The sequence below is a fragment of the Akkermansiaceae bacterium genome (assembly GCA_017798145.1).
In the GTDB taxonomy this organism is placed as follows: domain Bacteria; phylum Verrucomicrobiota; class Verrucomicrobiia; order Verrucomicrobiales; family Akkermansiaceae; genus Luteolibacter.
Window position 1 is genome coordinate 3,560,678 of the sequence record CP059069.1, and the last position, 26,884, is coordinate 3,587,561.

A 26,884-nucleotide genomic window follows, 5' to 3' on the forward strand; every position below is an offset into this window, starting at 1 on the left:
TTGTCTACTATGTGGAACGGATCATGCACACCAAATCCGGCTCTCCCGGTGTCATCATCACGGGATTGCGGAGCTACTGGAATAATCTTGAACTGCCATGGTGCGCATCCCGCTTCAGAAAGGTGGATACCCTCAAAGGCCACGTGCCGAATAAGCGGCGGAGGAAAGAACCGGCCCTCAACTTGCTCTGCCCAGCCTCAATTTCATTGATCCTCTAACGGCAATTTTGTCATATCCGCCTATGAGCCAATTTGAGTCGCCATTCCTCGCCGTTCCAGCGAGTGACTGGCTCTGCTCGAACGACCTCGCCTTCGCCATCTTTGATGGATTCCCAGTCTCACCTGGACATGTCCTTGTCACCACCCGCCGCATTGTCGAAACGTGGTTTGATGCGACGGACGAGGAGCAAGCCGCGCTGATGGCTTTGGTAAAAGAGGCCAAGCGCCTGCTCGACATTCAACTCGCACCGCAGCCCGACGGCTACAACGTGGGCTTCAACTCCGGTGCCGCTTCCGGCCAAACCGTGCCGCACGTGCATATCCATGTGATCCCGCGCTACCTGGGAGATATGCCCGACCCACGCGGCGGTGTGCGCCATGTCATCCCCGAGAAGGGGAACTACCTTACCGATAAATCCAAAAAATCCGGCACTCCTCCAACGCTCACGCTTTCCACCGGCCAACCCCACTCGCCGCTCTGGAAAAGCATAGGACAGCGAGTTTCCTCCGCCGTTGAGGTGGATCTTCTTGCCTCGTTCATCCAGCCCTCCGGACTCGACCTCATCCAGCAATCGATTTTCTCTGCGTTGCGCAGTGGAGGTAGAATCCGGATACTCGTCGGCGATTATCTCTATATCACCTCTGCGGAAGCGTTGCGACGATTGGTTGGTTGGATGTCGCTGGCTGATGAAATTCTGGACAATAGCCCTCTCGAAGTCCGGCTGGCGGAAATCTCGAAACTCCCATCCAAGCCAGCCTCATTCCACCCCAAAGCATGGCGCATCATCGATTCATCCGGCGGCCTTCTCGTCGTCGGAAGCAGCAATCTTTCCAAGGCCGCACTAGAAACCGGAGTCGAATGGAACATGATTGGCCAGACCACCGGCTCCACACCCATCGATCTGGAGCTGGCTCACGCGTTCACCGATCTCTGGCAGCAATCCACTCCACTGGATAATGCGCTAGTCTCCCGATATGCCCTACACGCCAAGGAAGCGTATCGCAAGTTCATCCCGCCCGAGTCCGTCGATATACCCGCGACCCTCTTCCCACCGCGCCCATGGCAGCGTGGAGCCTTGGAGTCCCTCGATCAGATCCGCGCAGATGCATATCGGCGAGCTCTCATTGCCGTCGCCACCGGCCTTGGAAAAACCTGGCTTGCGGCCTTCGATGTGCTGGCCGTCGGGAAATCCCTCAAACGCCAACCCCGCGTTCTGATTATCGCCCACCGCGCTGAAATCCTGATACAAGCCGAAGCCACCATCCGCACAGCGATGAAGTCGGAATGGGACGAAACGCGCGTCACTTGGTATCTCGGCGCGAACAGCGACATGAGCGGTGACCTCGTCGTCGCCTCGGTGCAAAAGCTCACGCGTCCCGAAGGACTCGCTGCATTGGAGAAACAGAACTTCGACTATGTAGTCATCGACGAAGTCCATCACGCCCAAGCCCCCAGCTACAGGCGGGTCATGGCTCGGCTCAACGCCACCTTCACCCTCGGTCTAACAGCGACCCCGGAGCGCACCGATGGCGTGGATGTGGCATCGCTATTTGATGACGTTCTTGCGTGGCAGGCCACCGTCGGCGACGGCATTGCGGAAGGATCGCTGGTTCCCTTCCACTACCTCGGTCTCAAGGACGACGTGGACTTCGAACAAATCCCTTGGCGAAACGGTCGCTTCGATCCCACCGCGCTGGAGGAAAAACTCGAAAACAGCGAACGGATGGAACGGCTGTGGGCTGCATGGCAAACGGATCCCGATGCCCGCACGCTCGTGTTCTGCTGCTCCCGTCGCCACGCGCTCTACACACGCGACTGGCTCCACCGCCGCCATGTCCGTGCCGCCGCCGTTTTCTCCGGTGCCGGCGGCGATCCACGCAGCGACAGCCTCACCGATTTCATTGACGGCAAACTCCAAGCCCTCTGCGTGGTCGATCTCTTCAACGAAGGCCTCGACGTCCCGCACGTGGACCGCGTGGTCATGCTGCGCCCCACCGAATCCAAAGTTATCTTCCTCCAACAACTCGGCCGTGGTCTCCGCGCCGCAGATCACAAGCTGCGGCTGAAAGTCATCGACTTCGTCGGCAATCACCGCGTCTTCACCAGCCGCCTCACCCATCTGCTTTCCCTCGGCAACCAATCCGCCACCTGGACGCACCTGAAAAAATTCCTCCAAGGCGGCACCCCGGATCTCCCCGAGGGCTGCCTGCTAGACCTCGAAGTCGAGGCCAAGGAGCTGATGCTGCGCCTCCTGCCCAACACCGGCTCCGCCGTCGTCGAAGCCTACCGCAGCATGCGCGACGAACGCGGCCGCCGACCCTCGCCCAGCGAGTTGTTCCACCACGGCTACCTGCCCCGCACCCTCGCCGCCCGCTTCGGCTTATGGTTCGGCTTCATCTCCGAGGAAAACGATCTCACCGAACACGAGCGACAGGTCTTCGCCTCCTTCGAGTCCTGGCTCGCCATGCTGGAGGCCACCAGCCTCAACAAATCCTACAAGATGGTCGTCCTCCGCGTGCTGCTGGATCGCGACGCGCTGTGGGACGGCATGGAAATCGAAACCCTCGCCGCCGCCTGCCGCGAGTTCCTCCTTTCCCACCCGACCCTCCGCGAGGACTTGCCACCGACCAAGGAGTTCCCCGATCCCGCCCAGGCACCCATCGAGCGCTGGGCCAAGTGGTGGCTCGAATGGCCGCTGTCCCGCTGGATGGACGAGCAGGCCGGACGTCATTGGTTCAAGCGCGACGGCGACCGCTTCCTCGCCGCCTTCCCGTGCTCGGAAAGCCTCCGTCCCGACTTCGAATCGATGACCGCCGAACTGGTGGACTACCGCCTCGCCCACTACGCGAAGAACCGCCTCCAAGCTGCCGCCGCACCCGGCGCAGGCCGATTCGTCGCCAAGGTCAGCCATTCAGGCGGCAAACCCATCCTGCGCCTCCCCACCGTCGAGGAACTCCCCGGCCGCCCCATCGGCCCGACGACCGCCACCCTGCCCGATGGCAGCCAGTGGGTGTTCAAATTCGTCAAGATCGCCTGCAACGTCGCCTCGCCGCACGGCAGCGAGGAAAATCAGATCCTTCCGCTCCTTCGAGGGTGGTTCGGCGAGAACGCCGGTGCTCCCGGCACAAATTACCAAGTCGCCTTCACCAAGTCCGAGGCCGGATGGACTGTCGAACCTGTCGAAGTCGCCAGCCCATGGCGGACAGTTCCCGTATTGATAGACACCAAGGATCGGAACGAACGGGCGCTGCCTGGCTTCATCGAGCAGCCCGCTGCCAAGGAGCGATTCACCCGTTTCGTTCCTGTTTACAGCCTCGAAGCTGCCGCAGGTCTGTGGGGGCCGGAAATGTCACCTGAGGAGATTGGCTGGGCAGAAACTCCCGGGGTCACCATTAAGCCCGGGATGTTCATCGCCAAGGTTCGGGGCCAATCCATGGAACCGAAAATCAAGGACGGGGCGTGGTGCCTGTTCCGCCCCTGCCCACAAGGTTCGCGGGAAGGACGCATCGTTCTCGTCCAGTTCAACTCCCGCGGCGATCTGGAAGACGGCGGACGTTTCACCATCAAAAAATACCGCTCGGTCAAGAGCGTATCGGAGGATGGCTGGAAACACGAGCGCATTGAACTTCTCCCGCTGAACCCGGACTACAACCCAATCACCGTCGAACCCCATGAGGGATCGGAGATGATGGTGCTTGGGGAATGGGTATCCGTAATCAGTTGATTCATCGGGTCTTGGCACTACAGGAATCGATCCACGAACTGGATTGGTCTGCATCCGGAAATACAGGGACATTCGGAGTGACAAGCGGGACAGGAAGCTTAACCTAACCAAAGTTCCTTGGGTGAGGGGGAATCTGTATCATGATTATCAAAAAAGCTGACGAGAAGAAGGCACAAATTGTAGAGCTAGAGGCATTGGCGGTCGCGCGTAACGCCAGTCCGGACGTCCGCAAGCGGATCGAGCAGGAAATCCGGAACATGCGAGCAGGCATAAAGGGCGAAGAAGAAGCGGCCTACGAAATCGATTTTCACTTCGGAGCAGCAAAGAACTATGCGGTCATTCACGACTTGCGGCTCGAAGTCCAAGGCCGGGTAGCCCAGATTGATCACCTTGTGATTGGGCGGTTCCTCGACTTCTGGGTCTGCGAGACTAAGAATTTCTGCGAGGGGATAGCGATCAACGAACAGGGAGAATGCTCCCGGTTTTTCAAGAACAAGCCCTATGGGATGGCTTCGCCCTTTGAGCAAAACAAGAAGCACATCATGGTTCTGGGCTCTTTGTTCAAGACCGGTATGGTGCAGCTACCGACGAGACTGGGGTTCGCCATCAAGCCGAACATGACCAGCGTGGTGCTGGTGTCCAAAAACGCCCGCATCAGCCGTCCGAAGACGAAAGTTGCTGGTGTGGAGAGCATCATCAAAAGTGATCAGTTCAGGTCAATGATCGAGCGCACCAACGACAGTGACAACAATCCCTTGATCATGGCGAAACTGATCGGCACAGACACGCTGGAAAACCTTGCACGTGCCATCGCGTCACAACACAAGCCGATTGAATTTAATTGGGCCGGCAAGTTCGGATTTTCGGAATCGTCACCCATATCCGCTTTTGCCAACGAAGCTAGAGCACATGCCACGCCCCCACCGCTGCCAATTTCGGATGTCGATTCTATCGGCAGTGATGAACTTAGATCAGCCACAGAGGATCAAAAAACGCTTAAAAAGAAGCTGATCTGTGCCAAGTGTTCAGAGCCAGTGCCTTTTCAGGTGGCGAGGTTCTGCTGGCTCAATAAAGGGAGGTTTGCAGACGGGATCTACTGCCGGGAATGCCAAAAGGCGGTTTAGACCTTACTCGGCATCAATCTTAGTTGATAGCATTCTCGATTTGATCAATTTATCGGGTCTAAGCAGGTGTCTGCTTCAAATCCAATGCTTTTTCCGATGCCATTCTAAGTGCGCCTTTTCCGGCCGGAGTCTGGCGAGGCTGTGGAAGTGGAGCGCCTGACCGTTGAAGGCTGAGAGGAGTCGTCCGTGGGGTGAGCTTTCGGTGAAACGGCTTTTGGCGACGTGAACGAGGAGGTCATCACCCTGTGGAATTACCGTCCACAGCCCTTGGTCGAACATCCAGTGGGCGTCGGGGGTGAGGGCGAGTCCGTTGCGGGGATCGTCGTTGCCGCTGATGGCGTGCTGGTGGATGTGGGCGGCCTGGACGATGGAAGTGGTCTCTGTGTCGAGGCGGTAGCCGGTGAGGGCGCAGGTGAAGTAGTAGCCGCTGAGGACGTCACTCTTGAATCGCGAGTCGCGGCCTTTTTTCTGTTGGGCTTTGAATTCGTCGGCCTGGTCGCGGAGGGCTTTGATTTCAGCGGTTTCCGGCACCGGAAGGCCGAGCCGGGCGCAGAGCATGATCTGTTCCCTGGGCGTAAAGTAAATGGTGACGAGGGTTGTGCGCGCCTTGCGCCGGAAGTCCGCATCCTGAAGGCAGGCGTGGAGGTTAGGATCGAGTGAACAGAGACGGGTGGTGGCCTTGGCAAGCGAGGCTTGGCCATCGGCAGTGAAGCGCTCCCAGATCTTGTCCCGGTCGCCGCCGAGGGCATGGAATGGCATGGGGATGTCCGGTTGGTTCCGCTGGCGTTCGAGGACGAGTTCCCAGTAATCGCGGAAGCGGGAGACGAGTCGGACGTCGAATTTCACCCAGCCGTCGGGAACGTCACCGGCTTCAATCAGGTCGATGACCGTAAGCAACATCAACGGCTTGTGTGGCGCGATGCCGCGCTCTGCCGTGCGAGCGGCATTGAGGTTGGCGAGGTTGCCGAGCCAGTGGATGCAGTTCATCGGAGAGAAGGTGGGCGAAGTGTATCGGACAGATCCGGCAGCCCAGTTGAACCCTGTTCGGCGATGAATTTGCGGGAAGCGGCGGCTTGCATCAAAACCCGTTCGATCGGAGCGTGTTGCATCTGGGCAAGTGCCTTTCGGGCAGCAAGGTCATGAGGGTGGGGCAGAGTGACTTTGCGCGATGGATTCTCCTGTTCGGGCATAGGCTGGATCGTAGCAACAGATGCGGGAGCGCCAAGGCAGGAATCGTCATGGGATCAATTCCGTGGCTTCACGAAATGGATCCCAGCGTAAATCGCGCAGGAAACCGAGAAATGCCTTTGCCGCTGTACGGAGCGGGGTAAACTGCCACTCCCCGCCGGGGATCGCATTCCCGGCCTGACGCCCCGCTTCTCCAGGGCGTTTCTTTTTGGAGAACGCTTCAATATCACCCTCGAATGTGACCATGGATTCCAGATCTTTGACCATTTTCGTGACGTCACGAAAATGGTCAAAGATCTGCCGATCCACGATGGCTTCGCAGCCATGTGATCAAGGCGATGGGCTGCGGCGACGACGAGGCCAACGAGGCGATCCGGCTGAGTTGGTGCCACCTGACGCCGGAGGTGGATTGGGAGGCTGTGGCGGAGCGGGTGAGGGGTTTGCTCTAGGCATGACGAGTGACCCCAATCACTTTTGCCCTATCCTTCGGGATCTTCCAGCAATCGTTCAGGGAGATCGCGTGCTCCGTGCATGACGCGTTCGATGCGGAGGGTGTCGCTTTCGAGATAAAAGAGCAGGTGGCAGTCAAAAGGGCTTTTCACCTGGATGCTGCGAATATGAGCGAGTTCGGGCGCTCGAAAACGGCGGCGGCGTCCTATGCCCGGCCACTCGGCGATCCTCAAAATCGTTTCATGCACTGCCAGCAAATAACGCTCCGCCACGTCGAGGTCGGCATTTTCCAGATACCAGCGGTATTGGAGGGTCATATCCTGCTCAGCCCGCAGGGCAATCGACACTTCCAGGCTCATGCGATGGAGCGAGCGTGCCGGCGGATGCGATCCAAGACAGCGGCATCATAGGGCTGATGCGGGGAAACAACGCCTTCCAAAATGGCAGCTTCGAGGGCAGGAGATTCGTCGAATTCCTGCCGTTCGAGGACGCGCAGCGCCTCACGAACGACATCTCCTTCGTCGGCATAACGACCGGTGTGGACGAGACGATCCACAAGCTGGTTTAACGCAGGCGGAAGGGTGACTGTCATGCCGACATGGTAATCCACAGCCGGATTCTGTCCAGACCGGGATTGCGGTGATTGTCACCGCATATCGCGATTCCATCGCTCCCACTTTTCCTTCGACGGGCCGTAGCCGATGGTTTCCTCGCGGAGGCCGAGCTTGCGGAGTTTCGCGCTGAAGCGGTTCATCTTCGGGCGATCAGGGTGATCCTTGGGGAGGAAGCGTTCCTTGAAGAAGAGGAGCTGGTGTTCGGCTCCCGTGGTGTGGTCGGTTACGGTGACGAAGAGCCGCTTGAGATCGATCTTGATGCGGGTGAGCAGCTGGGGGAGCGCGGCTTTATCGAAGTCCCGGTAGTAGTGGAAGGTGAGCTTGCGGGAATGCAGGTGGATCTTGATTAGGTCGGCCTCGCGCGGGTTACCGTAGAGACGGGCGGCGCACTCGACATAGACGCGGAGGATGACGGGCAGCTCGTCGAGCAGGCTGCGGTGGAAAGTGAAGTGGGCTTCGTTCGGATCGAGGTGGCCGAAGTCGAGCTGGGAGGCGGCGATTTCGAGTTCGTCGGGATCGCCGGCGGCGAACATGAGTTCGCGGGCTTTTTCCTCGGCGTTCGCGTAGCTGCCGAAGAAGGAGCGCAGGTCGCGCTGGAGGCGGAGGGAGAGCTGGTTGAAGGGAATTTTCCACCGGAGCTGGGCGGCGGCCACGAAGACGAGGAGATCCTCTTTGCGGCGCTGGCGGGCGGCGTTGAAAGTCGGTTCGCCGAAGCGGTCGATGAAGAGCTGGAGGGCGCGCGGCAGGGAGCCGCAGGCTTGGCGGACTTCCGCAAGGCGGTCGAATTCCTCCTCGCGGGGCATGCGGCCGAGTTCGAGCACGGACTCCCAGTAGGCGTCGAGAAGCTCGCGGTGGATGTCGTAGGGATCGCGCTTCGCCTTGAGCGCCCGTAGCAGGCCGAGCTTCCGCGAGAGCGATTCCCAATCGATGAAACGGCGGGAGCGCTGCACGAGGAAATCATGGAGATCGGCGGTGTCGCGGAAGACCAGATAGATGCCGAGGCCGACGGGAACGGCTTCGGTGTGGAGGGAGTCTTCAATGAGTGACTGAATTTCAGACGGTTCGAAGAATTTCTGGAAGGTGTCGCGACTGGTGATCACACCATCCCCGAAGGATCGGATGTCGTCGTAGGCTTCCTGGCCGGCGATGAGGGTGGATACGAGCAAGGCGCGGCGGGTGTGTTGCCAGGCATCGACAAGCGCCTCGACGCGCTCTGCGGGATCTTCGATGACATTGAGCACGAAGCCGAGGTTGACGACATCGGCGGGTTGCTTCGGTGCATCGGGTGCATGGACAGGATCCCAGCCGCCGGACTCGTGGCCGAGTTTGGAAACCGCTTCGACATCGCCGCCGTGGCCGCAGCCGTAGTCGAAGAAGGAATCGCCGCGGCGGAGCTGGCCGAGTTCGATCAGGGTTTTTACCGGCTTGGAGATTTCACGGCGGACGAGGGCGGTCTTGTGGCGCTGGATTTTCCTTTTCGGGGTGGTGGTTGCCTGGAGTGGCTTATCACCGGTTTCAACAAGCCGGTGGCCCTTGAAGCAGAGTCCGCGCTCGGAAAGGGCGCGTTCCCAGTTCAGGCGGAAACCGATGCGGGAGGTGTCTTCCAAGAGGCCGGCGGCTTCCTCCTGCTTCGTGAGCTTGGCAAATTTTCCGTGGTGCGGGTGATCGGCAGGGATGAAGGTTTCCTTGCGGTGGAGGATGGGCGGGTTGGCGCGGCTGCGGTAGTCGTCGCGGCGGGATTTCCCGGTGACCAGATCCACGAGCACCGCCTCCGCGAGTTCCGGGTGGGGATCCTTTTCAAAGTCGGGATAGGAGAGGAACGAGACCTTCGGCGAGCCCGTGTGGATTTTGAGCAGGTTGAACGCGGAGCCGATGTCCAGCCGTTTGCGGAGCTCCGACACCGTGATGCGGAGAAGCGGAGGAATTCGCGGGTCGTCGCCGGGATCGAGCAGATACACCGCGCCGGGAAGCCGCTTGCCGTAGGGCAGGGCGTCGAGGGCTTGGCGGTATTCGGCGGCGGTCATCCCGTTTCATGGAATCCACTTAATGCCGCTCTGGAGCCAGCCTTCCGGGCCTGTGGTGCGGCCTTTCTTTCCGGGAGTCTCACGGAACTTGAAGTAGGTTCTCATCTTTGTTTTGCCGTCGCGTGGATCGGAGTAGTTCCGGCGTTCGAAATCGAGGATAGTCCCGGCGTTGAACGAGGGCTCAGTCTTGTTCCGATGAATGTGGAGATCGGCACCCACCATGGATGCCGCCCTTGCCACGGAAACATACCATGCGCCGGTTTCACAGATTCCATCCACAGGGTCAGCAGGCTGCGGGAGTTCGGTATCCGGTTTGTTGTGAAGATGAAGCGTGGCCATGGCTTGCAGCTTGGCAGCGGGCTTCTTGCAGGGTCAATGCACAAGACCAGAGGGCGGTCGCGTAAAGGGCTTCGCCCCCCCAGCGCTACGTTGCAAGGTGGCTGCCCTTGGTTTCATGCCCTTTCCGGTGAATGCGCCTTTGCGTTTTGGATCAGGGCCGACCGGGCCGGATCAGCCCTACCTTTGGGGGGCGCTGTCAAGGCAATGGGCTGCGGCGACGACGAGGCCAACGAGGCGATCCGGCTGAGCTGGTGCCACCTGACGCCGGAGGTGGATTGCCCTCCATCGGGCCAGCCGGAATGCGTCCTCCGGATCGCTTGCTATGAGGCGCAAATGCGCCCACCGGATTGGGAGGCTGTGGCGGAGCGGGTGAGGGGTTTGCTTTGAGCGGCAATCACGAATCACGCGCTTCATTCCGAGTGTATGCCTCCCACTTTTCCTTCGAAGGCCCGTAGCCGATGGTTTCCTCGCGGAGGCCGAGTTTGCGAAGCTTGGCGCTGAACCGCTGCATCTTCGCGCGATCCGGATGATCCTTTGCGAGGAAGCGTTCTTTGAAAAACAGGAGCTGATGTTCCAGGCCGGTGGTGTGGTCGATGACGGTGACGAAGAGGCGCTTGAGGTCGATCTTGATGCGGGTGAGTAGCTCTGGGAGGGGTGCTTTCTCGAAGTCCCGGTAGTAGTGGAAGGTGAGTTTCCGCGAGTGGAGGTGGATCTTGATGAGATCGGCCTCGAGCGGGTTTCCTCATTTACGGATCTCGTCAGGATTGTGGAATCGGGACAGGCCGCCGCCGTCCTACCCGATCTCGCCGCCGTGGACTTCGATCCAAAGCGATTCGCCGCGCAACCTATCGGTGAGCTGCCACGCAGGGAATTTGTTTTAATCGCCAATGCCAGGAGCCTCGATCGCTCGGGAATCCCAAGTGGGGTTGCTCCAAAAATGGGCAAGCTGCTGAAGCGGGGCTGAGGATTCTCATACCACTGCATTGGATTCTGCCGGAGCGTCAGCCCTTCTGCATCTCGCTCACTTCCTTGCGGACCATTTTGGCCAGTTCGGGCGGGAAAATGACCTTTGCATGGCTGCCGAAGCTGAGCACCCACCGGACAACTTCCTCAAGGCGCCCCACCTCGAAGCGCACCTCGACCTTGTTGCCGTGGTCGTCGAGAGGCGTCACCTCCTGTGTCGGGTGCCAGCGTCGCTCCTGGGCCAGCCGCGCGGCGTAATTCCGCAGCTCCAGCCTGACGATATGGCGCGTATCGTCGCCCTCGACATTCCAGACCCCGAATGACCGGTTGAGATAGGCCGCCCCGTTGAAATCCTCCGGCCGCTCGAACTGGCTCTGCAGAATCCGCACCCGCGACATGCGGGGCAGGGCGAAGGTGCGCAGCGCACCGCGGTCGAGGTCATGGGCGATGAGATACCACCCGCCTTCCACCTCCCCGAGATGGAGGGGCTGCGCCTTGCGCGGTTCCGCGCGTTCGCCCGCCAGCTTGCGGTAGTGGAAGGCAATTTCCGTCTGGTCCAGGATGGCCTTGGCAAGCTGCCCGAAGGGTTTGATCAGGCTTTGGTCTTGCTGCACGGATTTGTGGGAAAACGCCTCGTCCAGATCCGACCACGTGAACTGGATCCGCCCCAGCATGCCGCGTGTGATCTTGGCGAAAGCCGAGCCGAGCGCATCGGCAAGGCGCGTGCCGCGGATCCCCTGGAGAGCTGTGCGGGTGAAGAACAAGGTCGCCAGCTCATCGGTGGAAATCTCGAACACCGGGAAATCCGAAACATCGCCGTCGTAGCGGTAGCCGTGGAGGTCGTCGCAATAGGTCAGGGGCAAGCCCATGGTGTCTCGCATGAAGGTGATGTCCCGCTGGATGGTTTTTCGATCCACTTCGAGGGCTTTGGCAAGCGTCGAGCAGTTGGGCAGATCCCCGCTTCTGATGCGTGCGTGGATCTCGTAGATCCGCTGCATGGGTCGCCGCGTCCTGCCATCCCGCTGGGCAGTTTCCTTTTGAATCTCGGCCGAGGCTTCCATCTTCGACTTGCGTTCGCTGGGTTTCGCTTTCACGCGGTTGCTTGTTGTGGATTTCGCCATGCCTCCGTAAATCTATGGGATAGCGGCGGGGTAGGGGAAGGAGGATCCGCGGCGTTACATGCCGCAATCTCGCGAGCAGTTTGTTTCGGAATTGATCCTAACGATTTGTTTTCAGGGTTCGGGCTTGATAAAGGATGGTATGTGCGATCCGTCAAAAGAGAAGACGCCCACGGTAGAGGGGCTGCGTGCCGCGCGGCATGCGGGGTTCGCTGCAGCGATCAGCCTCTGTTCTGCAAAGGAGCGTAAACGCTCACTGAAATCCTACGTGGCACAGGATGCCAGGCGGGGATCGCAAGTCATGAAACTGGGAGAGGCTTTGAAGGGGTGCGGAGGATCCATCGACGAGAAACTCGCCGAGGAGACGGAGCGCTTTGGTGAGGTCTTCCCCGTTCTGGAAAATTCCGTTTGCGCATCCAAACCGGATGTTTCGACAAAATTTCAAATAAGTGCCTTCTTGCGGCTCATTTTCGGTGGGGTGGTCGTGGATTTTCCCTTCACCTTATTCACCTAAAATGGCCTGGGATGCGTGGCATGAGCCAAGCACCCAGAAAATGGCCATTGATGGTCAACGAGTTATGCGTTTAGGCGTAGCCTTCGCCATGAGCAGGACGTCGGCTTGAATCCGACCAGGGGCTCCATTGTCATTTCAACTGGGGACGGCCTGTTTCATCGGACGGACATTTCGGAATTCCGGCTATGAGTTTGGGTTTGTAGGGAGGAGTGAGACTTGGTTGACTGCGTCGAGATGCAATTCCAAAACCCCCTTGTCGTTTTGTTTGCCATCGCCCCGATGGTTGCAGCGGATCCTCTCAGCTATGACAATCTGCCCCTGGGATCTGAGGAGAAGCCATTGGTGTTGCGCACCTACATGCCGGATCCGGGGCTTGATCCAGGCTACTTCGCCCACCACGGGAAAGCATCCAAATCGCCGAAATACAATCCCGGCACAGGCATGGACGTGAAGGGCGAATACGCGCCCATCAAGGGGTTGCCCGCAGCCATCGGTGTCAACCACGGGCCGGCGCTTTCCTATGCCTTCGATACCATCGAGTGCCGCATCGCCTATGCGTGGCAGGGCGGTTTCATCGACATGTATCCGTATTGGGGGGATGTCCAGCGGGGCAGCCGCCTCAGCTACAACTACGTCCCGCATCTCGTTGGCATCCTTTTTTACAAAGCCGATCCGATGTCGGAAATCCGTGTCGACGGGAAACGGATGACCGATCTGGGGAACCCGAAGTTCATCGGCTATGACATGGAGAAAGGGATCCCGGTTTTTCTTTTCTCGCGGGGCGGGCATGATTTCAGGCTCAAGGTGGGACCTGAAACCGGAACACCGCTTTCTTACTCGTTCACACTGAGCTCGCCGCAAAAAATCGGCCTGACCTACGGAGCCGCTCCGGGAGAAAAGGCCACCAACATCCTTACCCACACGCTCACCGGCACAAGCCTTGCCAGTTTCCAGGGTTTTCCCCGCGACATGAAGCTCAAGGAGGCCAGCATCGCCAACGGCCAACTCCTCTTCGACAGCCTCGGCTGCTCCGCCTGCCACTCCATCGACGGATCCCTCGGCCACGGCCCCACGCTCGCCGGGGTCTATGGAGGTGAGCGTATTGTCGAGGGGCAAAAGGATGCCGTGAAGGCGGACAAGGAATACATCATCGAGTCGATCAAGGCACCCGCGGCGAAGACAGTGAAAGGCTTTCCGCCAAACTACATGCCTCCCTACGCCCTCAAGGATCTCGAATATGAATCCCTGTTTCTCTTCATCGAATCCATCGCCAAGGGTGAATGAAAAGCCCGAAAGACCGTTGGCTGCCGGACTTCCCCTGATTGGTGCCTCCATCTTTTCCCCGCCTTCGCCATGAAATCCCTCCTGTTTCTCGCAATCCTCAGTTCCGCCGTCGCGGCGGAATTCAAGGCCTCCTACAGGCTCGATGACATCCTCCTCCCGGCGGGTGTCCCTCCCGAGGTCGGCGGCATCACCTTTGGTCCCGACGGCTTCCTTTACGTCTGCCTGCGCCGCTCCGACGTGTTCCGCGCCATGCCTGTCGCCGATCCGAAGGCTTTCGGTTGGAAGCACTTCGCCAGCGGGTTTCACAACGGCTGCGGCATCGTTTCCCCGGAAGCCGGGAAAATCCTCGTCAGCCAGATGGCCGAGCTCACCTCCGCCGCCGACACGGATGGCGACGGCGTCGCCGACCAGTACCGAAAGGTTGCCGATGACTGGGGTCTTTCCGGGAATTATCATGAGACCAACCACCTCACGCCGGACGGCAAGGGCGGTTACTTCCTTGCCATCGGCACCGCATCCTACAACGGCCCGACCTTTGAGCATACCAAGGGCGAATATTCGGAGATCGGGCGGCGCGGGCGGAATTTCTCCGCCGTGAAAAACCGTGGCTGGGTACTCCACGTCGACAGCAATGGGATCATCCGCCCCTGGGCCTCCGGTTTCCGCATGCACAACGGCATCTACACCGATCCCGACGGCGAGACGTGGTGCGGCGACAACCAAGGGGACTGGAAGGCCGTCACCCCTTTCTATCATGTTGAAAAGGGCAAATTCTACGGCCATCCCGCCTCCCTTGTCTGGGACAGGGATTGGCCTGCGGACAAAGACCCGACGCTCACCTACCGCAACGATCTCGATGCTTACAACAGGCATCGTACCGAGGCCGCCGTCCTCATCCCGCACGGCTTCTGCCGCTCCGCCTCCGAGCCGGCCATGATCCCTCGCAACGGCTCTTTTGGCGAAGCATACGCGGGTCAATACATCCTTCCGGACAACAACGGCACCCGCCTCTGCCGGATTGCCGTGGAGAAAATCAATGGGCGGTTCCAGGGCATGGCGACCTATCTCCAGGACGGCGGTGGCCTGCGCTCGGGCAACAACCGCCTCGCCTTCTCGCCGGACGGGAAGCAGCTCTACATAGGCCAGACCGTGCGCGGCTGGGGCAAGCCGGCCGAGGGGCTGCAGCGCATCACCTATCTGGGCGGAACGCCTTTCGACGTGAAGGACATCAGGATCACCAGGGACGGATTCCGGCTGAACTTCACCGCCGATGTGCCGGAAATCGCCGCCGACTCGGTCAAGGTCTCATCGGCGGTTTACCAATCGAAATGGACCTATGGGAATTCCGCCGAGAGACAGGAAAGCCACAAGGTTGGAAAGTCCAGCAGGTCGGGCGCCCGCTCCATCGACATCACGCTCTCCGGATTCGTTGCCGGGAAAGTCTATGAGATCAAGCTCCCGGAATTGGTCTCCGCCGATGGCTCCAAGCTCCACAACAGGACCTTCCACTACACGGCCCATAACATTCCCGGGGAGTGAAGCCGGAAGGGTTCACCGCAAGGCCTGCAGGTAGTTTTTCCGGAGCTTCTCGGACTGGCGCTTGGCATCGCTGAGGGATTTGATCGCGTTGTCCACGCCGCTGCGCGTTGCTGCGAGAGATGCCTCCATGTCCCGGAGGGTGTCGGAAAGGTTTTTTACCGAGGCATCAAGGGCGCGGAGCGTTGCCAGGGCTTCATCGCACCCGGTCGCGGAGGTGCCAAGCATCGCGGCGAACGCATCGCGCTCGGATCGCTTCGCGGCAAGCGCGGAGCTCGGGCCGTCCAGGGTGGAAAGCGCCTGGTGGAAGGTGCCGATCTCCGCCTCGCAACGTTCCGTCAGGGCGAGCGCTTCCCTGGCGGCCTTGAGGGCGTGGGTGTTGATCGCCGCAGCCGTCCATGATTTTTCCTGCTCGCGGAGCGATGCGATCTCCGCCCTGGCGGATGCGATGATGTCTTGGGATCCCCCCGTCGGCTTGGCTGCTTGTGCCTGCTTTTTGGCCGCCTCAAGCGCTGCCAGGGCAGGGGCGATCCTTGCCTTTGCGGCATCGCGGGTTTTCGCAGCGGCCTGAAGTTCCGCAGCGGCTTTCCCGGCCTCGGGCGTGCTGCCTTCGGAAGGATTAAACTTCGCAAGGTTCCTTGTGGCCTGCTGGAAGCCGCTTTCGCAGGCCGCGAGGATTTTCTCCGCTTGCCGGTGGTTCTTCTCCGCCGTGGAGAGGCGTTCTGCGGCTTCGGCGGCGGACTTTGCGGCGAGGCCTGCGGAGGCTTCCGCCTGTGCGATTCTTTTCTGGGCGGTGGTGATGCGCTGCGCGATGAGGTGCAGGCGGGTTTCTATGCTAGGCGGGTTGGAGGGCAGGGTGGCGAGTTCCGCGTTTCCCTTTTCCTCTGAGGAAAATGCGTGGACGCTTCCGGCGGCATCGGCGACGAAGGCGCGTTTCCCATCCCAGGCGATGGCGGCGGCGGTGGGCAGGGCGGGGATTGCGATCTCACGGAGCTGGTTGAAATCCGGCTTCCAGAGCCTGGCTTTCCCGTCGCGGTAATGGTGACGAATGCGCCGCCCTTCGCGAAGGCAAATGCGGTGACCCCGCCGGGATGCGCATCGAGCTTTTTCACCTCTGTTCCGTTGTTCATTTCCCAGAAGCGCACCGAGCCTTCCTCGGAAGCGGAGGCGAGCAGGTTGGAATCCGAGCGGAAGGACAGTGCGGTGATGCCGGCCTGGTGGCCGCGCAGGGTGTGGAATTCGTTCGCCGTTTCCGCCTCCCAGACCCAGACGCCGCCGTTGCGGTCGCCGCTTGCCAGCAAGATTCCGTCCGGGGAAATGTCGAGCGCGGTGATCCAGTCTGTGTGCTTCTTGATGGAGTGAAGCTGGTCGCCGGTGCGGGTGTCCCAGAGCTTGAGCAGCTTCGAGGGGCCGCCGGTGGCCACGATGTCGAAGGACGGGCGGATGTCCGCCGCGAGTATGGAGTCGAATTCCTTTCCGGCGGAGACGGCGCGGGATCCGTCGGTGACATCGAAGGTAACGGTCAGGCCGTTTTTTCCGGGGATGCCGCCGCCGACGATGAGGTAGCGCGCGTCCGGCGTGAAGGCCAGGGAGATCGGATCGCCCTCGGGAAAGGGAAGGATTCCGATGAGTTCCAGCGTGTCGGTATGGTGGAGCAGAACCTGTTTCTGGCCGGTGACGGCAAGCAGCGGTGCCCAAGGCGAGGCGGCGATCGCATGCACGGCGGATGCCTTCTCGGTGATCACCTGCGGCTCTAACAGCAGATGCTCCGGCATCGGGGGCGGGCCGTCCCGGCTTCGCCGAGGATCGGAGCGGAGGCTTGTCTCGAACTTCGGCTTGGATGCCTTCCGTGCGGTGGAGGACTTGGTTTCCAAGAGGCCTCCCTCGATCCATTTCACGATGAGGTCGATCTGGGCGCCTGAGAGCTTTTCACCCTCGGGAGGCATCTCCGGCTCCACGGTGTGTTTTACGCAATTCACCAGCGTGGAGGAGGTGTCGCCGGGCTCGACGACCTTGCCTGAGGAGCCGCCCCTGATGGTGCCCGCGTAGTTGGAGAGATCGAGGCCGCCCTTGGTCTTGTCCGGGTTATGGCAGTTCAGGCAGGCTTGCTCGAAGATCGGGAAGATATGGTCGTCATAGGAGACCTTCTCCTGGGCGGGGAGCAGCGCTGAGGCGATCAGGGAGATGGCAGTGAAGCGTAGCAATGCCACGAATACGGCAATACAGCCCCGCAGATTTCAGGAAACCCGCTTGCTTCATTCGATCCCGAGTTCCTTCCGGAGCAGGAGATCCAGCTCGGTCTTGCCAGGTTTGAGGCATTCGGAATCACCGAGCTTGATGATCTGTGTCCGCTTTTCCGTCTCGCCGATCGCGAGGTAGGTGATCTTTCCGTTGGGCAGGCCGGCATACATGGTGGCGGCGACCTTGCCGAAGAAGCGCCCGTCACCGCCCTCGTCAGTCATGATTTCCCCGGACTCCGAGGTGAAGCCGTCGAAGCGGGAGCGGATCGCCGAGTCGATGTATTGCTGGATTTCCTGCGTGGTCATGGGATGTTGGTCGGCACATATGCTCGCAGAGGGCAGGGTTATATCAAGGTCGGCGTGCCCGGCCCGCACCAACAACCGATCCCAGGCCATGAACATCACCCGCAGACACTCGCTCAAGCTCATCGGCACCGGCGCCACCGCGCTGGCCGCCTGCCCCGGCACCACATTCGCCGGTGAGACATTCCGGAAAATCCCCGCCAGCGGAGAATCGCTCCCCGTGATCGGGATGGGCACCTGGCGCACCTTCAACGTAGGCGGCGACAATGTCCTGCGCGACGCCCGCACCGAAGTGCTCAAGGCATTCTTTGCCAACGGCGGGCGCATGGTCGATTGCTCCCCGATGTATGGCTCCGCCCGCGAAGTCCTGGGCCATGCCCTGCGCAAAGCCGGCATCCCGGAGAAACTTTTCTCCGCTGAGAAAATCTGGACCGAAGATGGCTCGGCGACGCGCGCCCAGGCGGCGGAGTCGGCGGGTATGTGGGGCGTGAAACGCTTCGATCTCATGCAGATCCACAACCTGGTTGGATGGAAGGAGCATCTCGCCGCCCTGCGTGAGATGAAGCAGGAAGGGATGATCCGTCACATCGGCATCACCACCTCGCACGGGCGACGGCATGGGGACCTTGAAAAAATCATGGGCAGCGAGGATCTGGATTTCGTTCAGCTGACGTACAACCTCACGCACCGCGAGGTCGAGGCGAGGCTCCTTCCGTTGGCTGCGGAAAAGGGCATCGCGGTGATCGCGAACAGGCCTTTCGACGGAGGCGATCTCATCGGTTCCCTGGTTCGGAAGAAAGCCCCGCTCCCCGGCTGGGCGGCGGAGATCGATTGCGAGAGCTGGGCGCAGTTCCTGCTGAAGTTCGTTGTTTCCCACCCCGCCCTGACATGTGCCATTCCTGCCACCAGCAAGGTGGCGCACATGAAGGACAACATGGCGGCCCGCCTGGGGCGGATGCCGGATGAGGCGATGCGCAAGCGCATGATCGGATATGTCGCCAATCTGTGAGGATGAACGGGGGTTTGGGCAGCTACTCTGTGAGCCATTTCATCCCGTTCACGGATGAGGTGTATTTCCGTCTCTTCGAGCGGCAGTCAGAGGCATGGTGGCCCGCGCACCTGTTGATGCTCGCGATGGGTGCCGCAAGCATCGTGCTGGCATGTCTCGGGACGATGCGCCCGCTTTCGGTTTTGCTCGCGCTTACCTTCGCGGCCTGTGGGATCACCTTTCATCTGAAGCTGTACGCGGAGCTTACACCTGTGGGCACGATCTTCGGCAGGGCGTTTCTCCTGCAGGCGGCGCTCATCGTGATCTGGGGTTTTGCCACAAGATCCCGCGATGTGTTCCGCCCTTCTGTCCATGCCATCAGCGGGGTGGTGATCGCCGTTTCCGGCATCGTCCTCTTCCCCATCCTGTCGCTGCTGGCAGGACGCGGATGGGCGGGGGCCGAGTGTTTCGGCATGGCGCCGGATCCCACGGTTTGCCTCTTGCTTGGGATCGTTCTCCTCTGTGCGCGTCCCGCATGGCTACTGCTCCTGTTGCCCATCCCCCTGCTCTGGGCGGTCACCACCGGGGCGACCCTCGACGCGCTGGGAGCGCCCTTCGCGAGGTGCCTGCCTTTCATCGCCGCGGGCAGCGTGGTCATCGCGATCTGGAAAGCCGTGCTGCCGCGCTTGCGTGGATCCGGCGCGGGCGGTGGATGAGTGCGGGAATTCCCCCTTTGGTCATCCCTGTGTTTCCAGACCGATGAAGTGCAGGATCGGTTGTTTCCCCTGGTCGCTGGCTGCGAGATCCAGGTGGAAGGTGGCGAGGTGGTCGTTGGTTTCCCCGTGATCCACGAGGGTCTGTTCGATGATCCAGGTGGATTTTTCCGGCAGCTCCCGGACACGGGTGTGCTTGCGGTTGCGGGCTTCGGGGTCGAGTCGGAATGCTCCGCGCGCTTCGCCGAAAGCGGCAATGCCTTGCTGGAGTGTGGCGGCGGATGATTCGGATCTGACGAGAGACAGGGCGTGTTCGGTACGGCCTTGGGCGAGGGATTTGATGAACTCGAAGACGACGGCGCGGGTGGCTTTCAGCAGGGCGGCCTTGTTGCGGGTGTAAGGGATTTCGCGCTCCGGTTTTTGGTCGGGTTTCGCGGTAATTGTCTCCGGATTGCGGAGTTTCTCCCATTCATCGAGGAGGGAGGAGTCGGTGTTGCGGATGATGTCCCCGAAGAAATCCTCGGCTTCCTCCAGCTCCGGGGTCTTTTGATTGGTCGGGACGGTCTGGGCGAGGATCTTGTAAACCTCAGTCAGGTGGCGCAGCAGGATCGCCTCGCTTTTCTCCAAGCCGTAATTCTTGATGTAGTCCTCAAAGGACGAGTAGTCCGAGAACATTTCCCGGGCGATGGATTTCGGGCGCACCCCGGCTTCCTTGGCCCAGGGATTGTTGAGGACGAATTCGTTGTAGGTCGCGTAGATGAATTCCTTGCCGGGTTTGGGATGCTCCACCTGTTCCAGTGCGTCCATCCGTTGGTCGTATTCCATCCCGTCCGCCTTCATTTCCGCGACGAGCCTGTCCTTCGCCTTGTCCACCTGCTTGCGCAGCACCTGCGATGGATCCTCTACGATGGCCTCGGCGAGCGAGATGACATTGAGGGTGTGGGCAGGGTCGTTGGCATCGAGTTTTTGGAGCGCCTCGATCATGTAGGTCGCCAGCGCCTGGTTGAGCGAAAAGTCATCCTGGAGCTCGATGTTCAGCGCCACCTTCGCCGGGCCGGTGCGCTGATCCTCAGGGATAATGCGCAGGATATTTCCCTCTACTAGGCCACGGAAAAGCTCGAAGGCGCGTTTGCGTAGTGCGGCTTTTTTCGAGGGAGTCTCATGGCAGTCCCGGATGATGCGGCGCAGCTCCGCGCAGCCATCATGATCCGAGCGGGAAAGGACGTTGAGCAGCATCCCGTGGCGCATCACGAAGGACGAGCTGAGTTTTTCCGGGGGCGAGTCGATGAGTTTCCGGAAGGTGTTCTCATCCCAGTTCACGAAGCCATTTTCCGGCGGCTTTCGTTTCATCGCCTTGGATTTCCCTCCCTTTGCGGCAGCCTTGGCATCCGCCTTGATGTTGGCGATGACATGCTCGGGCGCCTGCGCGACTACGAACCCGAGGTCGTCGAAGCCCCGCCGTCCCGCCCGTCCGGCGATCTGTTTGAAATCCCTAACGGCCAGTGTTTTCGTGGACTGGCCGCCGTATTTGAAAAGCTGGGTGAAGACCACCGTGCGGATGGGGACGTTGACGCCGACCCCGAGCGTATCCGTTCCGCAGATGACTTTCAGCAAGCCCTTCTGGGCGAGCTTTTCCACCAGCGTACGGTATTTCGGCAGCAGCCCGGCGTGGTGGATGCCGAGGCCGTGGCGGAGGAGTTTTTTCATCTCTTTCCCGTAGGGGCTGCGGAAATCTGCATCGATCAGGATCTCGGCGATGGCTTCCTTTTCCTCCTTGGAGCAGAAATTCCGGCTCATCAGATCCTGCGCGGTCTTGGCGCAGGCGAGCTGTGAAAAATGGACGAGGTAGATCGGCGCGCGGTTTGCTTCGACAAGTTCCTCGATCTTTTCCTCAAGCGCCGTCGTCGAGTAATCGAACTCCAGCGGCACCGGTCTGTCCTCCGATTTCACCAGCACCGCCGGCGCTCCTGTTAGCTTGGTGATGGATTCCTGGAAAAATGCGGTGTCCCCGATCGTGGCGGACATGAGCAGGAAGCGTGATTGCGGCAGGGTGAGCAGCGGGATCTGCCATGCCACCCCGCGCTCATGATCCGAGTAGTAGTGGAACTCGTCCATGATCACGTCATCGGCGGAGGCGCTGGCACCCTCGCGCAATGCCAAGTTGGCGAGGATTTCCGCCGTGCAGCAGATCACCGGGGCGGAAGGGTTCACCGTTGCATCGCCGGTGATCATCCCGACCTTTTCGGGGCCGAAGGTGTTGCAGAGGGAGAGGAATTTCTCGTTGGCCAGCGCCTTGATCGGGACGGTGTAGTAGGATCGACGACCGAGGCAGATCGCGCGGAACTGCAGCGCCAGCGCGACCAGGGATTTCCCCGATCCCGTGGGGGTGTTGAGGATCACGTTGTTCCCTGCGAAGAGTTCAAGGATCGCCTCCTCCTGGTGGTCGTAAGGCGTGGTTCCGGATTCCTCAAGATAGGCCAGGAAGACTCCGAGGATCTCGTCGGAGGAGGTCGGGTCTGGAACATTTTCGGGCGAGAGGGCGGGCATCTGGGGAGGAGTTTAGGCGGGGATTTCCGGAACTCCAAGGCTTGGCAGCAATGGGTTATGAAGAATGGCTCGCACATTGCCCGGGATTCAAAGCCCGTCATCCAAAGTACGGGTCTTTAACCGGTAATCATTGCTAATACCGGAAATTTGAAGTTTTGGAAACTTATGAATAATGAATTTGCGTCTTATGCATGAGGATAACCTCGGACATCGAAAAACCTGTTCTGGAATGCCTCAAAAGGCTTCAGAAAAAGGAAAAATCCCGTTGGGCAAAAATCGCCTCCCTTCTGCTTGCGGAAGCGCTGTCGCGTGAGTCTTCAAGGAAACCGAGCGAAGCACGCCTGCGGTGGATTTCCGCGCCGATGGGGGCGAAGGTGGATCTCGCCGATAAGGCTGCCCTCTACCGCGAGATGGAGACACCCTGGTGCCCGATGCGCACATCGCCACAATCCTGCGGTTGCATGGGGTGAATCGCATCTACACTGCGGACACGGATTACCTGAAATTCGGTTTCCTCGAGATCATCAATCCGCTGGCCTGGGGGGCGGCGAGCCTCGCGGTCGCCCTCCATCCGTAAGCATTGGCTAGCCGCCTGCGAATACCGGGTTGAAGCCGGCTTCTGTGAGAATGCGTTTCACCTCTTCGCGCTTGTCGCCCTGAATCTCGATGAAGCCGTCTTTCACGGTGCCGCCGACACCGCAGGTTTTCTGGATTTTCTTCGCGAGATCCTGTTTCTCTGCAAGTGAGATCCCGATGAAATTCTTCGCGATTGTGACGCCTTTCCCGCCACGGGCGTTCTGGCGGATGATGTCCACGCGGCCTCGCTTGGTGTTCTTCTGGCCGCGCTTGGAAGTTTTCAATGGGGTGGCCTGGATATGCTCGATTGGCCCGGCAGGTAAGTCCGCGAATGTGTCCAGGGCTGTAAATGCGTTTGGGTTCCGCGCTGCATCCGTGGCGTTTTTTTTCTTCCTGCTCATAGTGACCATTCAACGCCTGTTTGTTCGGAGTTCACGCTTTTTCCGGGAAATTTGTCGGGATCTTCGGGTGGCTTTTTCTCCATCCGACACCTTGCGCTTCCTAGCTTTTGGATTAGCGTCCGCCAAATGTCAGGAAAATCTTTGAAACTACATCTGCTCTGGGGATTGGCTGCGATCGGCGCCTATGCGCTGGGGTCTGTCATCGCTTCGCGACCCGCTGAGTCTTCTGCTGCTGTGGGCAGGGAAACAGGCGATGGCACCCGCGCCACGAATGGAGGCCTATCGCGACCCGATGGCAATGAGTCCGCGACCCGGCGCACCCGGTCGCAGAGGGATGCGGACGCGGCGGAGCGCAGCCGGATTTCTGAGCTTTTCGGGGCGTTCAAGGCGGGTTCCGTGAGCTTGGACGAGCTCGCAAAACAGGCTTTCAAGGATCCGAATCCGATCACACGGCGGCTTGCCTTCGGCGAGTTGCTTGCGTCCATGACACCGGAAAACGCCGCGGAGCTGAGGGAGAAGCTCCTTGCCTACGGGGCTCGGGAGACGGAGTGGAATGATTTCAATTACAGCTGGGGTGCCATGGCCGGACGGGAGGCGCTGGAGGTGGCTGCAGCATCCAAGGAAGATGATCTTTCCGCAGTGATGAGCGGCTGGGCTGCGGCTAATCCCACGGAAGCCATGGCGCTGCTCACCAATCTTCCGGAAAATATGGTCAACTACAGATCGCAGATTGCCGAGGCGCTTGTTGCAGGATTGGCAGATACGGACACGTCGCTTGCCACCAGCCTCGCCCTGCGTCTCGCGCAAGAGGGGACGGGTCGTGCCGACCGGATGATAGTCGGGATCGCATCGGAGGTCTTGCGGATGCAAGGTGGGGCCGCAGCCTCGGTGTGGGCAAGCGGTCTGCCGGATGGTGCGGCGAAAGGTGCGGCGATGTCCCGCATCGCAGGGGACTTCGCGCGAGAGGATGCGCAGGCTGCGGCGAAATGGGTGGAGGGTTTCGCGTCCGACAGCTTCGCCAGCAGGGCGGTTGCGGAGGTGGGAACCGAGCTTGGCAGGCAGGATCCGGACATGGCGGTCAACTGGCTGGAGAGCCTGCCCGCAGGGCCAGGGCAGTCGGAGGGCTTCAGGAATGTCATGGGCGATTGGGAAGACACCAATCCGCAGGCTGCCAGCGCATACCTTGCGGGAATGCCGCAGTCACCGCAACGGGATGCCGCCATCAGCGGATTTGCCAGCGGCTATGCATGGCAGAACCCGAAGGCATCCATCGAGTGGGCACAGGATATCTCCGATCCGTCCTTGCGCCAGCGGACTCTCATCAGGGCGGGGCAGGCATACTACAACCGCGAACCGGAAGCCGCCCGCGCATGGCTGGAAAGCAGCGGCCTCCCGGCGGAATCCCGCTGGCAGGTCCTCAACCGCTGACCCTGCATTTGGAAACGACCTCATCCCATGTGAAATCCTCGTGGAGCATCCTTGCGAGCCATGGGTCGGCGGCGGGCGATTTCTCGGCGGCTGCGAATTTTTCCGGGCGGGTGATGCGGGTGAAGAGGACGCGTTTGCAATCGCTGCGGGGGACTGATTTCGAGCCGTAGCCGCCGGGTTGGTTGCTGGACCAGAAGCGCACGGCTTCCGCATCGTGCCCGAGATAGACGACGTGGTGGCCGCGCTCCTTGCCGCCGATTTTCTCCGTCCACCAGATCTTGAGGAAATCGCCCGGTTGGGCATCGTTCCATGAGGTGAAGTTTTTCCCGGCACCGAGGTCGGCGACGAGCTTCGCGGCTCCGGGGCCGTTGGCGTTCCAGCGACCGAAGGTGCCGTGGCCGTCCTTTTGGTCGATCCCGGGCAGCAGGGAAGGGGATCCGCTGCCGAGGGCTTTGAGAAGGACAAGGTAGGTTGCTCCGGAGCAGAAGCTGGGTTTCGCAAGGGATGCGTCCACGCGGATATTCCCGGCTGTTAGGCCGCAGGCACCGTGAAGGAGGTTCTTGGTGGCGTCGCTGCCGTCGTAGCCGCCGCCGGTGGGCATGCTGCGGATTGCGGTGAGGATGCGTTGGTTGAAGTCCGCCGGTGCGTTTCCGGCAGGGGTGGTGGCGCAGCCGGTGGCGAGGGCGGCGAGGAGGAGGGCGACAGGACGATTCATTGGATTTGCTGCTGGCGCCGGTGCGATGTAGCCGGCTGGAAACGCGGCTCTCCCTACTCGCCGGTGTCCGGGTAGGAGCCGAGGATTTTCACCATCGAGCAGTGGCCGGCGAGTTCCTTGAGGGCGGCGGACACGTTTTCCGTTTCCGAGTGGCCGGAGAGATCGACGTGGAAGATGTATTCCCAGTCCTTTCGCTTGGAGGGGCGGGACTCGATCTTGGAAAGATTGATCTGAAGGTGGTCGAAGGCCTGGAGCGCATTGACGAGCGAGCCGGGCTTGTCGTTGATGGCGAAGAGGATGGAGGTGCGGTCGTTGCCGGTGGGCGGGCAGGTCTTTTCGCCGATGACTAGGAAGCGGGTGGTGTTCGTCGCGCGATCCTGGATTGCGGTCTCCAACAGATCGAGGCCGTGGATTTCCGCGGCGAGAGCTCCGCCGAGCGCGGCGGCCCCTTCGTGGGATTTCTCCCTGGCGAGCTGGGCGGCCTTGGTGGTGGAGGAGACCTCGACGAGATCCGCCTCGGGGAAATTTTTCAGGATCCAGCTGCGGCATTGGCCGAAGACCTGGGGGTGGGAATAGAGGGTGCGGATTTCGTTTTTCGGAATCGCGGCCATCAGGCAGTTCTCGATGCGCAGGAGGATCTGGGCGCAGATGTGGAGAGGGGAATCGACGAAGAGGTCCAGGGTGTGGGATACCGCTCCCTCGGTTGAGTTCTCGATGGGGACGACCCCGTAGCTCGCCTGCCTGCGGGCGACCTGATCGAACACATCGGAGAAATTCGGTTGCGGGGAGTAGCCCACCGAGTGGCCGAATTTCTTGATCGCCGCCTGGTGCGTCCAGGTCCCCTCGGGACCGAGGTAGGCGATGGTCAGGTCTTCCTCCAGGGCGAGGGCGGCGGACATGATCTCGCGGTAGATCGCCTTGATGGATTTCTCCGGGAGACGGCCCTGGTTGATGGCGACGAGGCGGTCTAACAGTGCCTGCTCGCGCTCCGGGGCGTAGATCTGCAGGCCGTCGCGCTTCTTGATGACGCCGACCTCGTGGACGAGATCGGCGCGCTGGGAGAGGAGCTTGAGCAGATCCTGGTCGATCAGGTCGATCTGCTTTCGTATGTCATCGAGGCTCATGGGGATTGTTCTTCGGAGGTTGGTTCGGCCTCGGATTCATCGGCGGCTGCGGCGGGCGTGCCTGCGGCGGAAAGGGCGAGCTGTTGTTCACCGTTCTCGATGGAGGATTCCTCCTTCGGCTCAGGCAGTTTCACGCGGCGCAGCTCCGAGGAATTCGGGAGGTCGTCGATGCTGTTGATGCCGAAGTGCTCGAAGAAAAGCTCGGTGGTCTGGTACAGGAGAGGACGACCCGGAAGTTCGGCTCGTCCGCCGATGCGGACGAGGTCGCGGTCGAGGAGTTTCTGGATCATGCCGTCGCAGGAAACGCCGCGGACCGCCTCGATGGCGGCTTTCGTGATTGGCTGGCGGTAGGCGACGATGGCCAGGGTCTCCATCGCCGGGCCGGAAAGGCGCTCCGGTTTCCTGCCGGGGAAAAGGTGGCGGACGAATTCGCCGTATTCGGTGCGGGTGTATAGCTTCCAGCCCTTGGGGCGCTCAAGGATGGTGAAAGCGCGCCCCGTTTCCTGGTAGTGGGCGTTCAGTTCGGCGACGACGGAGGCTGCATCCTCAGGGCTTGTCTGGGCAAGGGCTAAGAGCCATTCCGGCATCGGTGCGGGCGCCGATCCCTCATCCGTTTCCCGGACGATGACATCCTCCGCCTCCGCCACACGGGCGCGGACGAGGCGGGCCATTTCCTCGGAGGAAAGGGGTTCTTGGGAGGCGACGAGGAGGGATTCCAGGATGGCGCTGAGTTGCATGGCGGGTCGGCAGGT

General features: G+C 60.6%; 26 protein-coding genes. 11 read left to right on the plus strand and 15 right to left on the minus strand.

Annotated features, from left to right (window positions below):
- Nucleotides 1-241: 241 nt before the first annotated feature.
- Both HZ994_15285 and HZ994_15290 read left to right on the plus strand, forming a co-directional pair.
- Nucleotides 242-3,943, plus strand: a complete 3,702-nt coding sequence (locus tag HZ994_15285) for a DEAD/DEAH box helicase family protein (protein QTN33613.1) — start codon at nucleotides 242-244, stop codon at nucleotides 3,941-3,943.
- A gap of 140 nt (nucleotides 3,944-4,083) precedes the next feature.
- Nucleotides 4,084-5,067, plus strand: coding sequence for an NERD domain-containing protein (locus HZ994_15290; protein QTN33614.1), 984 nt, complete (start codon nucleotides 4,084-4,086; stop codon nucleotides 5,065-5,067).
- 75 nt (nucleotides 5,068-5,142) lie between these two features.
- On the opposite strand, the gene HZ994_15295 is transcribed toward HZ994_15290, so the two are convergent.
- The 6 genes from HZ994_15295 to HZ994_15320 form a co-directional block, all read right to left on the minus strand.
- Nucleotides 5,143-6,054: an HNH endonuclease gene (locus HZ994_15295; GenBank protein QTN33615.1), complete on the minus strand. Its 912-nt coding sequence runs from the start codon at nucleotides 6,052-6,054 to the stop codon at nucleotides 5,143-5,145.
- Between the two features lie 249 nt (nucleotides 6,055-6,303).
- Nucleotides 6,304-6,564 carry a hypothetical protein gene (locus HZ994_15300; protein QTN33616.1) on the minus strand — a complete coding sequence of 87 codons (261 nt, stop codon included), beginning with the start codon at nucleotides 6,562-6,564 and terminating at the stop codon, nucleotides 6,304-6,306.
- Between the two features lie 170 nt (nucleotides 6,565-6,734).
- Nucleotides 6,735-7,064 (minus strand): type II toxin-antitoxin system RelE/ParE family toxin, encoded by a 330-nt coding sequence (locus HZ994_15305; GenBank protein ID QTN33617.1) that lies wholly within the window; start codon nucleotides 7,062-7,064, stop codon nucleotides 6,735-6,737.
- Nucleotides 7,061-7,297, minus strand: a complete 237-nt coding sequence (locus tag HZ994_15310; protein ID QTN33618.1) for a type II toxin-antitoxin system ParD family antitoxin — start codon at nucleotides 7,295-7,297, stop codon at nucleotides 7,061-7,063. Before HZ994_15310 ends, HZ994_15305 begins: the two co-directional genes overlap by 4 nt.
- A gap of 54 nt (nucleotides 7,298-7,351) precedes the next feature.
- The gene (locus HZ994_15315) at nucleotides 7,352-9,343 is read right to left on the minus strand and encodes a DNA phosphorothioation-associated putative methyltransferase (GenBank protein ID QTN33619.1); all 1,992 of its coding nucleotides are present in this window, start codon (nucleotides 9,341-9,343) and stop codon (nucleotides 7,352-7,354) included.
- A 6-nt stretch (nucleotides 9,344-9,349) separates the two neighbouring features.
- Complete coding sequence (locus HZ994_15320; GenBank protein ID QTN33620.1) at nucleotides 9,350-9,682, minus strand: hypothetical protein; 333 nt, start codon at nucleotides 9,680-9,682, stop codon at nucleotides 9,350-9,352.
- A 706-nt stretch (nucleotides 9,683-10,388) separates the two neighbouring features.
- Here HZ994_15320 and HZ994_15325 point away from each other — a divergent pair.
- Nucleotides 10,389-10,646 (plus strand): hypothetical protein, encoded by a 258-nt coding sequence (locus tag HZ994_15325; protein QTN33621.1) that lies wholly within the window; start codon nucleotides 10,389-10,391, stop codon nucleotides 10,644-10,646.
- A 37-nt stretch (nucleotides 10,647-10,683) separates the two neighbouring features.
- Here HZ994_15325 and HZ994_15330 read toward each other — a convergent pair whose 3' ends face one another.
- The gene (locus tag HZ994_15330) at nucleotides 10,684-11,739 is read right to left on the minus strand and encodes a WYL domain-containing protein (GenBank protein ID QTN33622.1); all 1,056 of its coding nucleotides are present in this window, start codon (nucleotides 11,737-11,739) and stop codon (nucleotides 10,684-10,686) included.
- 85 nt (nucleotides 11,740-11,824) lie between these two features.
- On the opposite strand from HZ994_15330, the gene HZ994_15335 reads away from it, so the two are divergent.
- From HZ994_15335 to HZ994_15345, 3 genes are all read left to right on the plus strand, one after another.
- On the plus strand, nucleotides 11,825-12,277 hold the full coding sequence (locus HZ994_15335; protein ID QTN33623.1) for a hypothetical protein: 453 nt from the start codon (nucleotides 11,825-11,827) through the stop codon (nucleotides 12,275-12,277).
- A 234-nt stretch (nucleotides 12,278-12,511) separates the two neighbouring features.
- Entirely contained in the window at nucleotides 12,512-13,561 is a 1,050-nt protein-coding gene (locus HZ994_15340) for a cytochrome c (GenBank protein ID QTN33624.1), read from the plus strand.
- Between the two features lie 69 nt (nucleotides 13,562-13,630).
- Entirely contained in the window at nucleotides 13,631-15,100 is a 1,470-nt protein-coding gene (locus HZ994_15345; GenBank protein QTN33625.1) for a hypothetical protein, read from the plus strand.
- A gap of 12 nt (nucleotides 15,101-15,112) precedes the next feature.
- Here HZ994_15345 and HZ994_15350 read toward each other — a convergent pair whose 3' ends face one another.
- The gene (locus HZ994_15350; GenBank protein ID QTN33626.1) at nucleotides 15,113-15,325 is read right to left on the minus strand and encodes a hypothetical protein; all 213 of its coding nucleotides are present in this window, start codon (nucleotides 15,323-15,325) and stop codon (nucleotides 15,113-15,115) included.
- On the opposite strand from HZ994_15350, the gene HZ994_15355 reads away from it, so the two are divergent.
- Nucleotides 15,315-15,668, plus strand: coding sequence for a hypothetical protein (locus HZ994_15355; protein ID QTN33627.1), 354 nt, complete (start codon nucleotides 15,315-15,317; stop codon nucleotides 15,666-15,668). The genes HZ994_15350 and HZ994_15355 overlap by 11 nt on opposite strands.
- A 259-nt stretch (nucleotides 15,669-15,927) precedes the next feature.
- Here the strand turns inward: HZ994_15355 and HZ994_15360 are convergent, their stop codons facing one another.
- Together HZ994_15360 and HZ994_15365 are read right to left on the minus strand one after the other, a co-directional pair.
- On the minus strand, nucleotides 15,928-17,307 hold the full coding sequence (locus tag HZ994_15360) for a hypothetical protein (GenBank protein QTN33628.1): 1,380 nt from the start codon (nucleotides 17,305-17,307) through the stop codon (nucleotides 15,928-15,930).
- Nucleotides 17,308-17,352: 45 nt separating this feature from the next.
- A complete protein-coding gene (locus tag HZ994_15365; protein QTN33629.1) occupies nucleotides 17,353-17,643 on the minus strand; it encodes a hypothetical protein in 291 nt (96 codons plus the stop codon).
- Between the two features lie 88 nt (nucleotides 17,644-17,731).
- On the opposite strand from HZ994_15365, the gene HZ994_15370 reads away from it, so the two are divergent.
- Both HZ994_15370 and HZ994_15375 read left to right on the plus strand, forming a co-directional pair.
- Nucleotides 17,732-18,649: an aldo/keto reductase gene (locus tag HZ994_15370; protein ID QTN33630.1), complete on the plus strand. Its 918-nt coding sequence runs from the start codon at nucleotides 17,732-17,734 to the stop codon at nucleotides 18,647-18,649.
- Nucleotides 18,650-18,651: 2 nt separating this feature from the next.
- On the plus strand, nucleotides 18,652-19,344 hold the full coding sequence (locus HZ994_15375) for a hypothetical protein (protein ID QTN33631.1): 693 nt from the start codon (nucleotides 18,652-18,654) through the stop codon (nucleotides 19,342-19,344).
- A gap of 21 nt (nucleotides 19,345-19,365) precedes the next feature.
- Here HZ994_15375 and HZ994_15380 read toward each other — a convergent pair whose 3' ends face one another.
- Entirely contained in the window at nucleotides 19,366-21,888 is a 2,523-nt protein-coding gene (locus HZ994_15380; protein QTN33632.1) for a DUF3516 domain-containing protein, read from the minus strand.
- A gap of 191 nt (nucleotides 21,889-22,079) precedes the next feature.
- Here HZ994_15380 and HZ994_15385 point away from each other — a divergent pair, with 191 nt between their 5' ends.
- Nucleotides 22,080-22,358 (plus strand): hypothetical protein, encoded by a 279-nt coding sequence (locus tag HZ994_15385; protein QTN33633.1) that lies wholly within the window; start codon nucleotides 22,080-22,082, stop codon nucleotides 22,356-22,358.
- Between the two features lie 114 nt (nucleotides 22,359-22,472).
- Here HZ994_15385 and HZ994_15390 read toward each other — a convergent pair whose 3' ends face one another.
- Complete coding sequence (locus HZ994_15390; GenBank protein QTN33634.1) at nucleotides 22,473-22,865, minus strand: translation initiation factor; 393 nt, start codon at nucleotides 22,863-22,865, stop codon at nucleotides 22,473-22,475.
- Between the two features lie 126 nt (nucleotides 22,866-22,991).
- Here HZ994_15390 and HZ994_15395 point away from each other — a divergent pair, with 126 nt between their 5' ends.
- On the plus strand, nucleotides 22,992-24,293 hold the full coding sequence (locus HZ994_15395; GenBank protein QTN33635.1) for a hypothetical protein: 1,302 nt from the start codon (nucleotides 22,992-22,994) through the stop codon (nucleotides 24,291-24,293).
- On the opposite strand, the gene HZ994_15400 is transcribed toward HZ994_15395, so the two are convergent.
- The 3 genes from HZ994_15400 to scpB are packed head-to-tail and all read right to left on the minus strand — an operon-like array spanning nucleotide 24,283 to nucleotide 26,869.
- Entirely contained in the window at nucleotides 24,283-25,008 is a 726-nt protein-coding gene (locus tag HZ994_15400) for a hypothetical protein (protein ID QTN33636.1), read from the minus strand. The two genes, HZ994_15395 and HZ994_15400, sit on opposite strands and share 11 nt — an antisense overlap.
- A gap of 53 nt (nucleotides 25,009-25,061) precedes the next feature.
- Nucleotides 25,062-26,132, minus strand: coding sequence for a prephenate dehydratase (gene pheA, locus HZ994_15405; protein QTN33637.1), 1,071 nt, complete (start codon nucleotides 26,130-26,132; stop codon nucleotides 25,062-25,064).
- A complete protein-coding gene (gene scpB, locus HZ994_15410) occupies nucleotides 26,129-26,869 on the minus strand; it encodes an SMC-Scp complex subunit ScpB (GenBank protein QTN33638.1) in 741 nt (246 codons plus the stop codon). The genes pheA and scpB overlap by 4 nt, the downstream gene beginning before the upstream one ends.
- Between the last annotated feature and the right edge of the window lie 15 nt (nucleotides 26,870-26,884).